Annotated in this window: 9 protein-coding genes; 5 read left to right on the forward strand and 4 right to left on the reverse strand. The window is 75.0% G+C overall.

The features are described 5' to 3' along the window. On the forward strand, positions 1-2,850 hold the full coding sequence (gene glgB, locus NPS70_RS05845; protein ID WP_256522921.1) for a 1,4-alpha-glucan branching enzyme: 2,850 nt from the start codon (positions 1-3) through the stop codon (positions 2,848-2,850). Positions 2,851-2,899: 49 nt separating this feature from the next. Here glgB and NPS70_RS05850 read toward each other — a convergent pair whose 3' ends face one another. Continuing rightward, complete coding sequence (locus NPS70_RS05850; protein WP_256523075.1) at positions 2,900-5,182, reverse strand: ATP-binding domain-containing protein; 2,283 nt, start codon at positions 5,180-5,182, stop codon at positions 2,900-2,902. Between the two features lie 306 nt (positions 5,183-5,488). On the opposite strand from NPS70_RS05850, the gene NPS70_RS05855 reads away from it, so the two are divergent. After that, positions 5,489-6,928, forward strand: a complete 1,440-nt coding sequence (locus NPS70_RS05855; protein ID WP_256522922.1) for a WGR domain-containing protein — start codon at positions 5,489-5,491, stop codon at positions 6,926-6,928. Positions 6,929-7,133: 205 nt separating this feature from the next. Here NPS70_RS05855 and NPS70_RS05860 read toward each other — a convergent pair whose 3' ends face one another. From NPS70_RS05860 to NPS70_RS05870, 3 genes are all read right to left on the reverse strand, one after another. Then, on the reverse strand, positions 7,134-8,546 hold the full coding sequence (locus NPS70_RS05860; protein ID WP_256522923.1) for a cation:dicarboxylate symporter family transporter: 1,413 nt from the start codon (positions 8,544-8,546) through the stop codon (positions 7,134-7,136). Between the two features lie 138 nt (positions 8,547-8,684). Continuing rightward, on the reverse strand, positions 8,685-9,077 hold the full coding sequence (locus NPS70_RS05865) for a Fic family protein (protein ID WP_256522924.1): 393 nt from the start codon (positions 9,075-9,077) through the stop codon (positions 8,685-8,687). Then, positions 9,074-9,268, reverse strand: a complete 195-nt coding sequence (locus NPS70_RS05870) for a ribbon-helix-helix protein, CopG family (RefSeq protein WP_256522925.1) — start codon at positions 9,266-9,268, stop codon at positions 9,074-9,076. Before NPS70_RS05870 ends, NPS70_RS05865 begins: the two co-directional genes overlap by 4 nt. 174 nt (positions 9,269-9,442) lie before the next feature. On the opposite strand from NPS70_RS05870, the gene NPS70_RS05875 reads away from it, so the two are divergent. The 3 genes from NPS70_RS05875 to NPS70_RS05885 all read left to right on the forward strand — a co-directional run bounded on the left by NPS70_RS05875 (position 9,443) and on the right by NPS70_RS05885 (position 12,683). Beyond that, positions 9,443-11,131 (forward strand): sensor histidine kinase, encoded by a 1,689-nt coding sequence (locus NPS70_RS05875; RefSeq protein ID WP_256522926.1) that lies wholly within the window; start codon positions 9,443-9,445, stop codon positions 11,129-11,131. Then, positions 11,128-11,808: a response regulator gene (locus tag NPS70_RS05880; protein ID WP_256522927.1), complete on the forward strand. Its 681-nt coding sequence runs from the start codon at positions 11,128-11,130 to the stop codon at positions 11,806-11,808. Before NPS70_RS05875 ends, NPS70_RS05880 begins: the two co-directional genes overlap by 4 nt. A gap of 182 nt (positions 11,809-11,990) precedes the next feature. After that, positions 11,991-12,683 (forward strand): helix-turn-helix transcriptional regulator, encoded by a 693-nt coding sequence (locus NPS70_RS05885; RefSeq protein ID WP_256522928.1) that lies wholly within the window; start codon positions 11,991-11,993, stop codon positions 12,681-12,683. Positions 12,684-12,693 lie beyond the last annotated feature (10 nt).

A 12,693-nucleotide genomic window follows, 5' to 3' on the forward strand; every position in this document is an offset into this window, starting at 1 on the left:
GTGACCCCCCGCCGCTCGACCGCCCCCCGCACGCCCCGACTCCCCGACCCCTCGGACGCCGACCCCGCGGCCGCGCCGGAGGCCTCCGCCGACGCGGCACCGGCTCCGGACACGGCTCCCGACCCGGCGGAGGGCGCGGCACCTCCCGCCCGGGAGGCCGCCGCCGGCGGAGAGCGGACCGCCCCGGCGGCGGACGGCGACCGCACGCCCGGCGGCGCGCCGCACGGGGCCTCCTCCGGCGGGGCGCCCGGCGCCCGGAAGCCGCCCGCGGCCCGCCGCGGCAGAAGGCGCGCCGCGGCGGAACCGGCCGCGGGCGCCCCGGGGCCGAAGGCCACCGAAGGGGCACCCGGTTCCGGGGACGGCACGGCCCCGGAACCGCTGGCCGACGTCCCGCCGCAGACGCACGGCGCCGAACCGCACCCCGCGCCCGCGGCGGTCGCGGCGGGCACCGGCCCGGCGCGCGGCGCCGCCCGCCGCGCACCGGCCCGCACCGCCGAGCCCGCGGCCCCCGGGGGCGCGCCCGCCGGAGCCGCGGCGGAGACCGCCGCCCCGGCCCGGCAGGCGTCCGCCGGGGGCGGCGGCCGCGCCGGAAGCGCCGGGGGCGGCGGCCGCGCCGGGGGCGGCCGACGCACGCCCGGCGGCGGCACGCCCCGCCCGCGCGGTCTGCGGGCCGCCGGCCCTCTCGGCGAGGAGGACCGCGGCCGGCTGCTGGGCGGCTGCCACCACGACCCCCACGCGGTCCTCGGCGCCCACACCGTGCGCGGCGGCATCCGGATCCGGGTGCTGCGCCCGCACGCCACCGCCGTCACGGTCCTGGCCAAGGGCCTGCGCACGGAGCTCAACGACGAGGGCGACGGCCTCTTCTCCGGTGTACTGCCGCTGCGCACCGCCCCCGCCTACCACCTGCTCGTCACCTACCCGGACCACCCGGAGGGCTTCGAGACCGAGGACCCCTACCGCTTCCTGCCCGCACTCGGCGACCTCGACCTGCACCTCATCGGCGAGGGGCGGCACGAGCAGCTGTGGACGGCGCTCGGCGCCCACCCCATGACCCACCAGGGCGTGTCCGGGACCCGGTTCACCCTCTGGGCGCCCGACGCGCAGGGCGTGCGGGTGGCGGGAGACTTCAACTACTGGGACGGCACCGGCTTCCCGATGCGCTCGCTGGGGGCCACCGGGGTGTGGGAGCTGTTCGTCCCCGGGGTCGGGGAGGGGGCGCTCTACAAGTTCGACATCGCCCGCCCCGACGGCAGCCACACCGTGCGGGCCGACCCCATGGCCCGCCGGACCGAGGTCCCGCCCGCCAACGCCTCCATCGTGACCGCCTCCCACCACACCTGGCAGGACGGGGAGTGGATGGCGCGCCGGGGCGAGCGGCCCGTCCACGAGGCGCCGTTCTCCGTGTACGAGGTGCACCTGCCCTCCTGGCGCCCGGGACTGAGCTACCGCCAGCTCGCCGAGCAGCTGCCGCGCTACGTGCGCGACCTGGGCTTCACCCACGTGGAGTTCATGCCCGTCGCCGAGCACCCCTTCGGCGGGTCCTGGGGCTACCAGGTCACCGGCTTCTACGCACCGACCGCGCGGATGGGCACCCCCGACGACTTCCGCCACCTGGTCGACAGCCTGCACCGCGCCGGGATCGGCGTGCTGGTGGACTGGGTGCCCGCCCACTTCCCCCGCGACGACTGGGCCCTGGCCGAGTTCGACGGCCGGCCGCTGTACGAGCACGGGGACCCGGCGAGGGCCGCCCACCCCGACTGGGGCACGCTGGAGTTCGACTACGGCCGCAAGGAGGTGCGCAACTTCCTGGTGGCCAACGCCGTCTACTGGTGCGAGGAGTTCCACATCGACGGCCTGAGGGTGGACGCGGTCGCCTCGATGCTCTACCTGGACTACTCCCGCGAGGACGGGCAGTGGTCCCCCAACGAGTTCGGCGGCCGGGAGAACCTGGACGCGGTCTCCTTCCTCCAGGAGATGAACGCCACGGTCTACCGGCGCTGCCCGGGGGTGGTGACCATCGCGGAGGAGTCCACGGCCTGGGACGGCGTGACCCGCCCCACCCACCACGGCGGCCTCGGCTTCGGTCTCAAGTGGAACATGGGCTGGATGCACGACTCCCTCGGCTACGTCGCGCACGAGCCGGTGCACCGCAAGTACCACCACAACGAGATGACCTTCTCGATGGTGTACGCCTACAGCGAGAACTACGTGCTGCCGATCTCGCACGACGAGGTGGTGCACGGCAAGCGCGCGCTGGTGGCCAAGATGCCCGGGGACTGGTGGCAGCAGCGGGCCAACCACCGCGCCTACCTGGGCTTCATGTGGGCCCACCCGGGCAAGCAGCTGCTCTTCATGGGACAGGAGTTCGCCCAGGGCGCGGAGTGGTCCGAGGGCCACGGCCCCGACTGGTGGCTGCTGGACCCCTCCTACGCCGCGGAGCCCGACCACCGGGGCGTGCGGGACCTGGTGCGCGAGCTGAACGCGGTGTACGGCTCGACACCGGCGCTGTGGGAGCGCGACACCGCCCCGGAGGGCTTCTCCTGGGTGGACGGCGGGGCGGCCGAGGACAACGTCTTCGCCTTCCTGCGCTTCGGCGCCTCGGGCGAACCGCTGCTGGCCGTGACGAACTTCTCCCCCGTGGTGCGCCACGGCTACCGGCTCGGGGTGCCCGAGTCGGTCCCGCTGTGGCGCGAGGTGCTCAACACCGACGAGGAGCGCTTCGGCGGTTCGGGGGTGGTCTGCGGGGAGCCGGTGAAGGCGGAGCCGGTGGAGTCGCACGGCCGGGGGACCTCCATCGCCCTCGCGCTGCCGCCGCTGGCCACGGTCTGGCTGGCGCCCGCCCGGATGTGACGGACCGCTTCGGGGGCGGGAGCGCGGTGGCGCTCCCGCCCCCGCCGGGTCACCCGGCGGCGGAGGACACCACCGCGAGGTGCCGGGTGGCCCGGGTGCAGGCGACGTACAGGTCGTTCACCCCGTACGCCGAGGCGGAGCGGATCAGGTCGGGCTCCGCGACGACCACGCTGTCGAACTCCAGGCCCTTGGCCGCCTTCGGGTCGAGCAGCACCAGGGGCCGGGTCAGGTCGGGTTCCCCGCCCGCGCGGACGCCCGGCAGCGCGGCGGCCAGCTCCGCGTGGAGGCGGGCGGGCGCGATCACCGCCGTGCGCCCCTCCTCGCCCTCCGGGCGCCCGTCGCGGGCGGCCCGGCGGCCCTCCGCCGCGGCGGCCGCCACGGCCCCGGCCAGCCCGCCCGGCCCCACCGCGGTCTCCCGCGGCGGAGCGCCGGTGGAGCGCACCGAGCGCGGGGGCTCGAAGCCGGGGTCCCGGTGGCGCCGCAGCTCCGCGGCGAACTCCATGATCTCGGCGGGTGTGCGGTAGTTGACACCCAGCCGGGCGTGCCGCCAGCGGTCCCCGACATGGGGGCCGAGGATCTCCTGCCAGGTCCCGCACCCGGCGGCGTCCCCGGTCTGCGCCGGATCCCCGACCAGGGTCATGGAGCGGGTCGGGCAGCGGCGCATCAGCAGCCGCCACGCCATCGCGGACAGCTCCTGGGCCTCGTCGACGATGACGTGCCCGAAGGCCCAGGTCCGGTCTGCGGCCGCGCGGGCGGCGGCGGAGCGGTGGTCGGCCTCCTCGTGCCGGTCGGCCATCCGTTCGGCGTCGATGACGTCGTGGGCGGCCAGGACCTCGGACTCCTCGTCCTCGAACTCGTACGTCTGGGAGCCGTGCGAGAGTTCCAGCACGCCCCGGGCGTAGGCGATGCGGTCCTGGCGCTCGGCCTCGGCGGCCGCGCGGGCGGCGCTGTCGTCGGAGCCGAGGAGTTCGGCGGCCTCGTCGAGCAGCGGGACGTCGGCCGGGGTCCAGGGGCCGTCCGTGCGGCGCACGGCCTCGGCGTCCCCGGGCGCCAGATAGGGCCCGGGGTCGGCGAGGAGGCCGGCGACCAGGCGCTGCGGGGTCAGCTCGGGCCACAGCTCCTCGACGGCGGCGTGGACGGCCGCGCTGGTGGCGACCTCCTTGGCGAGCTGGGCGACGTCGTCCGGGCCCAGCAGGTTCTCCCCGCCGTAGGGGTCGGCGCCGAGGCGGTCGGCGAGCTGCGCGGTGAGGGCGTCGACGACGCGGAAGGCGAAGTGCGGGCGGGCCAGGTTGTGCGGCAGACCGGTGGAGCGGGCCCGGTCGCGGGCCTCCTGGGCCATCTCGCGGTGCAGCAGGAGCGTGCCGTACTCCTCGTGGTCGATCTCCAGCGCCGGCTCGGGCAGGGTGCCGCCCTCCTCGCCGGCGCCCTCGGGCAGGGCCTCGGGCAGCGACTGCCGGTCGGCGACCGCGCGCACGAGGACCTCCGCCATCGCCGCCCGGCCCTTGACCTCGGCGGCCTCGGGGGTGTCGGTCCCGGTGGCGCGCACGCCGGGGAAGAGCTCGCCGGGGGTGGCCAGCAGCACCCCGGTCTCGCCGAGGGAGGGGAGCACCTCGCCGATGTACCCGAGGAAGGCGGGATTGGGGCCGACGATCAGCACCGCGCGCCGGGCGAGCTGCTCGCGGTGGGCGTACAGCAGGTAGGCGGCGCGGTGCAGGGCGACGGCGGTCTTGCCGGTGCCGGGTCCGCCCTCGACGACGAGCACGCCGTGGCGCGGGGCGCGGATGATGCGGTCCTGCTCGGCCTGGATGGTGCGCACGATGTCGGCCATGCGGCCGGTGCGCGCGGCGCCCAGCGCGGCGAGGAGCACCTCGTCGGCGTCGTGCGACTCGTGCCCGGTGCGGGTGGTGTCGGCGAGGTCGAGGATCTCGTCGTGGAGGGCGGTGACGGTGCGGTCCCGGGAGGTGATGTGCCGGCGGCGGCGCAGGCCCATCGGCTCGTGGCCGGTGGCGAGGTAGAAGGGGCGGGCGACGGGCGCCCTCCAGTCGACGAGGAGCGGGGTGTGCTGCGGGTCGCCGGCGCGCATGCCGATGCGGCCGATGTGGTGCCGGGATCCGTCCAGGTGGTCGATCCGCCCGAAGCACAGTCCCGTGTCGACCGCGTTCAGGGCGGCGAGCCGGCCGGTGTGCTCGGCGACCCCCACGTCCCGCTCGACGCGCGCCTGGAGGCCCGTGGTGACCTGGCCCATCGTGGTCGCGACGGCGTCCTCCGCCTGCTCCCGGAGCGTGTCGAGGCGCTCGTAGAGCCGGGTGACGAATTGCTGCTCGTTCCGCAATTCCTCGGTTGACAATTCTTCTCCTGCCGCGTTAAGGTAAAGCCAGTTGGATTTTCCAGCCTATCCGTCATGCAATTTCGACGGACGTGCCAAAACATTCAATATACGCACTGCCACCCCCCGACCGTCAATGCGGTGGGGGTTTTTTCGTGTGCGCGTCACCCGGTCCGCGCACGAACGGCCGCGAGGCGGGCGGCCGGGGCCGGGGCGCGTGCGGCACCGGTGTCAGTGGTCGCCCCTACCGTGGGGACCTGTTGGGAACGGGCAGCACAGGACTGCCGGTTCGGTCCTGGGGAGGGGTCTGCCATGTCTCGCACGACGACGTATCTGGAGCTGTCTCAGGAGGGCGGCGGCGCCCACAAGTTCTACGAGGTGACGGTGGAGGGGACGGCCGTCTCGGTGCGCTACGGGCGCATCGGCGCCCCGGGGCAGCTCCAGACCTCCTCGTTCCCCACCGAACAGAAGGCCCGCGACGCGGCGCGGCGGAAGATCGGGGAGAAGGTCCGCAAGGGCTACGCCCCCGCGGTGCAGGGCGGCCGCGCGGCGCGGCCGGTGACACGGCGCCAGGTGTCCTCCGCACCGTCCACGGCCCGTTCCGCCGCCCCGGTGCTGTGGCGTTTCCGCACGGGTTCCGCGGCCTTCGGCATCCACATCGGCGAGGACCGCTGCTGGGTGGGCAACCAGGCGGGGGACGTCCACACGCTCGGGCACGACGGCGAGGTGCTGGCCCGCTACTTGCTGCCCGACGGCGTCAAGTGCCTGGTCGCCGACGACTTCTGGATCTACGCGGGCTGCGACGACGGCACGGTCTACGACCTGTCCTCCAAGGTCCCGTTCGCGGCCTACGCCGTCGCACCGGACGTCGACATCTTCTGGCTCGACATCCACGAGGGCGTGCTGGACGTCTCCGACGCCGACGGCGGCCTGACCGTCATCGACCACGAGGACGAGTTCCAGTGGTCGCGCCGCTCCTCGGGCGGCCAGGCGTGGATGGTCCGCGCCGACGGCCGCGCCGTGTACCACGGCCACCAGCGGGGCGTGACGGCCTACGCGCCCGACGGAAACGGCGAGTTGTGGCACACCCCGACCGCCGGGGGCGTGCTGTTCGGCTGGCAGGAGGAGCACGCGGTCTACGCGGGAACCGCCCGCAACGTGGTGCAGCGGCTCGCCAAGGCGGACGGGGCCGTGGAGGCGACCTACCGGTGCGACGCCGCGGTGTACTCCTGCGCCACCTCGGCCGACGGCCGGCACGTGTTCGCGGGGGACTCCGCCTCGTCGGTCTACTGCTTCGACGCCGACGGCACCCGGCTGTGGAAGCTGCGCACCGGTGGTGGTTCCGCCCTGTCGATGCAGTACCGGGACGAGCGCCTGTACATGGTCACCACGGACGGGTCGCTGCTGTGCATGGACGCGAGCGAGGCGGCCGTCGCCGCCGCCCGGCGGGGTTCGGTCCCGGTCGCACGGGACGTGAAGTCGGCGGCCGCGCTGCCGACCTACACCCCGCCCTCCTCGGCGGCCGCCGTCGCCACCGTCTCCGTGCCCCCGGCGGGCGGCGTGGTCGTGGAGTGCGTCCCCTCGAACGGCCGCCTGCGCGTCCATGTGGTCTCCGAGGGCTACGAGCCCTCGTGGAACGTCCAGTTCCCGCGCGGCATCCGGGAGGCGGGGGCCCGGTACGTGGTCGACGCGCTGCACCCGGCGGACTCCGGCTTCTACCGGGTGCGCGGGGAGATACGCCGACTGGTCTGACGCCTCCGGCCCCGGGGGCGGACGGGGCCCGGCGGGGATCACGGCGCGTGGTCCCCGCCGGGGGGCGCTCGTCCGCCCCCCGGGGCCGGGGGAACGCGGGGGCCCCGGTGCACTTCGGGTGCGACCGGGGCCCGCGCGGCCACCGGGTCCGACCGCGCGGGGGAGGGGCGGCCGGACCGGCGGCGTTCGGGGGAGCCGCCGCCGGTCAGAGTGCGGCGGGCGTGCGCGCGTCGTCGCGGCGGCCCGTCGGGCCTTCGCCCTCCGGCCGTCCGGCCGGGTCCTGGGCGGGGGTGCCGTCCTGGGCCCGGTCCGGGGCCGCGTGGTGGTCGTCGACGAGCGTCCGCTCGTCGAAGGGCGCCTTGCCCGCCAGGACCAGCGCGACCCGCTCCTTGTCGATCTCCCTGGTCCAGGTGCCGACGAGGACGGTCGCCACCGCGTTGCCCGCGAAGTTCGTCAGGGCCCGCGCCTCGCTCATGAAGCGGTCGATCCCGACGATCAGGCCCACGCCGTCGACCAGTTCGGGCCGGTGCGACTGGAGGCCGCCGGCGAGGGTGGCGAGCCCCGCACCGGTCACCCCGGCCGCCCCCTTGGAGGCGATCACCATGAAGACCAGCAGGGAGATCTGCTCACCCGCACCGAGCGGCGTACCGGTGGCGTTGGCGATGAACAGGGAGGCCATCGTGAGGTAGATGGCGGTCCCGTCGAGGTTGAAGGAGTAGCCCGTCGGCACGGTGATGCCCACCACGGGCCTGCTGACGCCCAGGTGCTCCATCTTGGCGATCAGCCGGGGCAGCGCCGACTCGGAGGAGGAGGTGGAGAGGATCAGCAGGAACTCCCGGCCCAGGTACTTCAGGAGGGCGAGGATGCCGGTGCCCGCGCACAGCCGCAGCAGCAGCCCGAGCACGACGAAGACGAAGAGGGCGCAGGTGACATAGAAACCGATCATGATGACGGCGAGGGACTTCAGCGCGTCGAGTCCTGTCGCGCCGACCACCGCGGCGATCGCCCCGAAGGCGCCCACGGGGGCCACCCACATGATCATGGCCAGGATGCGGAAGACCAGCCGCTGGATGTGGCCGATGCCGCGCAGAACCGGTTCGCCCGCCGGGCCCATCGCCTGGAGCGCGAAGCCCGCCAGCAGGGCCACCAGCAGCGTCCCGAGGACCTCTCCCTCGGTGAAGGCGGAGACCAGCGTCGTCGGGATGATCCCGAGGAGGAAGTCGGCCGTGCTCTCGGCACCGCCCGCGGCCTGGGCCGCCCCCGCCTCGCGGGCCGCCTCGGTCAGATGGAGCCCCGACCCGGGCTCCAGCAGGTTGCCGACGAGCAGCCCGATGGCGAGGGCGACGGTGGACATGACCAGGAAGTAGCCGAGGGCCAGCCCGCCGACCGCGCCGACCTTGGCGGCCTTGCGCACCGAGCCGATCCCCAGCACGATCGTGCAGAAGATCACCGGCGAGATCATCATCTTGATGAGGCCCACGAAGCCGGTACCGAGGGGCTTCAGCCCGACGGCCGCCGCGGGGGCGGCGAACCCCACGGCGATGCCCAGGACCACCGCGGCGATCACCGCGAGGTAGAGGTAGTGGGTCCGGTCCCGTCCGGTGTCAGCTGCGGCCACGGGGGCCTCCCTGTCGTGTCGCGTGCGTCCCTGTCCCGATGGATCCCCGCGACTATCCACCAGCCCTGTGACCCCGGTCACCGTTGCGGTCGTTTCGTTCACGGGCCCGGTGCGCTCCCGGCCTCACCGCAACGGACGTCAGGAGACGGGAAACCACTCCGACAGGTGCCTGGCGATGACCGGTACGTCGACGCCGTCCTGCGCGACGCGCTCGACGAAGGGGCCCGCGACCGAGACGGGCGGCGGAGCGGTGGCGGCGCTGGCGCCGTTGAACCGCAGGAAGACGCGCATGGCAAGCCAGGCCGTGCGCTTGTTGCCGTCGACCAGCGCGTGGTTGCGGGCAACGGAGTGCAGCAGTGCCGCCGCCTTCTCGTGCAGCGCGGGATACAGCTCTACCCCGAAGACATGGGTCCGGGGACGCTCGATCGCCGACACCAGGAGTCCCATGTCACGCACGCTGTGCCCGGTACCGTTGACCGTGCGGGCGATGGTGAGGATCTCGTCGATCCGGACGGAGCGCACCTCGGTCACTTCAGGTAGTCCAGGATCTCCGCGTCGCTGTCCACGAGTTCGGCCAGGACGTCGTCGACCTTCAGTTCCGCCCGGTTCTGGGCGTCGCGGATGGCCTCGATGGCCAGTTCCTGCTTGCTGCGGCCCTCCCGGCGAGCGCGCTCGGTCAGCTTCGCGTCGAGGTCTTCGGGGAGTCGGAGTGTCATCGCCATACGGCGATGATACCGGGATGGTATCTGGGTGGCGAGACGATACCGGCCGCCCCGTGAAGCCGCGGCGGGACCGTTCCGTGCAGGCGGCCCTCGGCCGGCGCGTGCCACCGGCGAAGGCGCGTCGAAGCACCGTGAGCCTGTCGGGCGCGCGGGGCCACGGTGCAGACTGACCGGATGCGCCTCCCCCGCCCCCGCAGCCTCGCGGGACAGCTGTTCGCGATGCAGGCCGTCCTGGTCGCGGCGATCGTCGCGGGCTGCGCGCTGTTCACCTACACCGCCGACCGCTCGCAGGCCGAGGAGTCCGCCCGGCGGCAGACCGCCGCCACCGCGGCGGCCGCGGCCCGGTCCCCCTCGGTGGCGCAGGCCGTCCGGTCCGCCGACCCCTCCGCTCCGCTCCAGCCGTACGCCGAGGCGCTGCGCAGAGACGCGGGAGTGGACTTCGTCGTGGTCATGGACCCGCGGGGGGTGCGCTGGACCCACCCCGAGCCGGACCGGATCGGGCGCACCTACCTGGGCCACATAGGCCCCGCGCTGGAGGGCGAGGTGTTCAGCGAGCAGTACGCGGGCACGCTGGGCCCCTCCGTGCGGACCGTGGCGCCGGTACGCGACCCGCACAGCGGGGAGGTCGTCGCGATCGTGAGCGCGGGCATCACCGTCGAGGAGATCACCGAGCGGGTGGGACGGCAGGTCGGGGGGCTGCTGCTGGTCGCCGGGGCGGCCCTGGCTCTCGGCGGGCTGGGCACGTACGTGGTCAACGCCCGGCTGCGCCGCCACACCCACGGGATGAACGCCGCCGAGCTGGGCCGGATGTACGACTACCACCAGGCCGCGCTGCACGCCGTGCGCGAGGGACTGGTGATGCTCGACGGCGGACGCCGGATCGCCCTCGCCAACGACGGTGCCCGGGAACTGCTCGGCCTCGGGGAGGACGCCGTGGGCCGCCCGGTGGCGGAGCTCGGGCTGCCCGCGCCCCTGGCCGAGGCGCTGCTGTCCTCGGAACCGCGGGCCGACGAGGTGCATCTGACGGAGGAGCGGGTGGTCGTGGTGAGCACCCGGCCCGTGGTCGGCGGTGAGCGGCGCGGCACGGTGGTGACCCTGCGCGACCGCACGGAACTCCAGTGTCTGGCGGGCGAGCTGGACTCGGAGCGCGGGTTCACCCAGGCGCTGCGGTCGCAGGCGCACGAGGCCGCGAACCGGCTGCACACCGTGGTCTCCCTGATCGAGCTGGGCCGGGCCGACGAGGCGGCGGGCTTCGCCACCGCCGAGCTGGAACTGGCGCAGGCGCTGACCGACCGCGTGGTGGAGGCGGTGGCCGAGCCCGTACTCGCCGCGCTGCTGCTGGGCAAGGCGGCGCAGGCCAACGAGCGCGGTGTGGAGCTGCGCCTCACCGAGGACAGCAGGATCGACGACCGGCAGCTGCCCGACCGGATGTCGCCGCGGGACCTGGTGACGATCCTGGGGAACCTGGTCGACAACGCCGTCGACGCCGCCTCGGGCGCCCCCGGCGTCGGCGGCGGGAACGGGGGCGGCGCCACGGGGAGTGCCGTGCGGCCGCGGGTGACCGTGACGCTGCGGGCCGGGCACGGGGAGCTGCTCCTGCGCGTCCGCGACACCGGGCCCGGGATCGCCCCCGGGCACGTCGAGGCCGCCTTCCGGCGGGGCTGGTCCACGCGGGGCCCCGGGCGGGGCATCGGGCTGGCGCTCGTCCGGCAGGCCGTGCACCGGGGGCGGGGCACCGTCGACGTGGACCGGGGCGCGGAGGGCGGTGCCGTCCTCACGGTGCGGCTGCCGCTGCCGGGCCCCGCCCGGCCCGCACCGCACGGCCCCGCCGGACCGTCCTCCGCGGAAGGGGCGCTGCTGTGACCATCAGGGTGCTGGTCGTCGAGGACGAGGCCGTCGCCGCGGACGCCCACGCCCAGTACGTGGGCCGGGTCCCGGGCTTCGGCGTCGCGGGGGTCGCCCGCTCGCGCGCGGAGGCCGTCCGCGCGCTGGAGCGCACCCCGGTGGATCTGCTGCTGCTGGACCTGTACCTGCCCGACGGCCACGGCCTGCACCTGGTGCGCTCGCTGCGCGCCGCCGGGCACGGAGCCGACGTGATCGCGGTGACCTCGGCCCGCGACCTGGCCGTCGTCCGCGAGGGCGTCTCGCTCGGGGTCGTGCAGTACGTGCTCAAGCCGTTCACCTTCGCCACCCTGCGGGACCGGCTCGGGCGCTATGCCGAGTTCCGGGCGGCGGCGGGCGAGGCCAGCGGCCAGGAGGAGGTGGACCGGGCGCTGTCGGCACTGCGGTCGCCCGGCAGCGCCGCCACGGTCCCCAAGGGCCTCAGCGCACCGACCCTGGAGGCGGTGGCCCGGGCTCTGCGGGACACCCCCGAGGGACTGACGGCTGCCGGGGCCGCCAGCGCCCTCGGCATGTCCCGGATCACGGCGCGGCGCTATCTGGAGCACCTGGTGGCATCGGGCCGCGCGGCGCGGGCTCCGCAGTACGGGCAGGTGGGGAGGCCGGAGCTGCAGTACCGCTGGCTCTCCTCACGCCGCTGAGGCGCGGTACCGGAGTACCCCGCCCCCCGGCCCCGGCGAGCGGCATGCGGACACCGGCGTCCGGAGATCGGAAGATCACCTCGCATGTTCCTCCACCGGGACGGTTCGGAGCTTCCCACGAGCCGTGACTTGAGCCGAACACACCGTGGTCGCCCGTGGCCGGCCGCCCGTACGGTGTGCCGGTGCACCACACCCCGTCCCCACCCTTCAACGCCCTCGCCGCCCGCCGGCTGCGCGAAGCCCTCGGCATGGCCCACGTCCATGTCTCCTACGGGCTGCGCGCGCAGTACGGCCTCCATGTCCCGCCCGAGACGGTCGCCGCCTGGGAACGGGGGGCGGCCACGCCGGACGCGAGGGAACTCAGCGCCCTGGCGGGGGTGCTGTGGTGCTCCCCCGCCGAACTGCTCGCCGCCGCGACGACCCTGCGCGAGCACCGGATCGCCCGCGGCTGGTCCCCGGAGGAACTGGCGCGGAGCATCGGCATGGACGCCTCGTCCTACCTGCGCATGGAGGACTCCGGGCGCTGGCGGGGCAGCGAGCGGCAGACGGAGGCACTGGCCTCGGTCCTCCGGCTGACCCCGCGGGCCCTGCTCGCGGCCACCGGACGCGACGAGCAACTCGCCGAGCTGCTGCGCTCCGCGGTGGGGGCGCGCTGGCAGGCGTACGTGCGTCCGGTGTCCCGGATGGTGCCGCTGGGCCGGGAGCAGGTGGAGGACGTCCTGCGGCGACTGCACGCCGACTACCAGTCCCGCATGGTGGCGACACTGAGCTGGGGGGACGCCTCCGAGGACACGGGCGAGGCGGGGCGCGCCTTCGTGGAGCGGATCGTCGACCACTTCTGGGCGGTGGCGGAGGACCGCGGCCACGGCGGCTGAGCCCCGTCGG

The organism is Streptomyces sp. C10-9-1, from assembly GCF_024497955.1.
GTDB classification, from domain to species: Bacteria; Actinomycetota; Actinomycetes; order Streptomycetales; family Streptomycetaceae; genus Streptomyces; species Streptomyces sanyensis.

What these genes read in the sequence shown, in the direction of transcription:
- NPS70_RS05855 (WP_256522922.1), top strand. Translation starts at nt 5,489, where the DNA reads ATGTCTCGCACGACGACGTATCTGGAGCTGTCTCAGGAGGGCGGCGGC.
- NPS70_RS05870 (WP_256522925.1), bottom strand. Translation starts at nt 9,268, where the DNA reads ATGGCGATGACACTCCGACTCCCCGAAGACCTCGACGCGAAGCTGACC.
- NPS70_RS05875 (WP_256522926.1), top strand. Translation starts at nt 9,443, where the DNA reads ATGCGCCTCCCCCGCCCCCGCAGCCTCGCGGGACAGCTGTTCGCGATG.